The sequence below is a fragment of the Gilvimarinus sp. 1_MG-2023 genome, from assembly GCF_030548285.1.
Genome location: NZ_JAUOSC010000815.1, coordinates 1 through 287 on the forward strand (window position 1 = coordinate 1; position 287 = coordinate 287).

The following is a 287-nucleotide window of genomic DNA, read 5'->3' on the forward strand; positions in this document are numbered from 1 at the left end:
GTCTGGATTTGGCCTGCGATGATTTGGGCCTAAGCCGGGCGGATATTATCAATCTGGCATTAAAACAGTGGTTGCATCTCTGAATAACAGAGTGTGTCGGATGTTCGAACACAGCCGGCTGTTATCCGGGTTAGCATGAATTTGCTTTAACTCCTTGAAATATCGAAAAGTTATCTGTACGATTTGTCCTCCTGTCGAAAGTCAGGTCGTTATGGTGGCTCCTGTTGGTCCCCTCGCAACGATAAGCTACGAACCCCGCCAGGCCCGGAAGGGAGCAACGGTAGTAG

Annotated in this window: 1 other RNA gene; it reads left to right on the forward strand. The window is 49.5% G+C overall.

Annotated features, from left to right (window positions below):
* Nucleotides 1–222 precede the first annotated feature (222 nt).
* Nucleotides 223–287: signal recognition particle sRNA small type (gene ffs / locus Q4563_RS19160), an RNA gene on the forward strand; the annotation flags it as partial.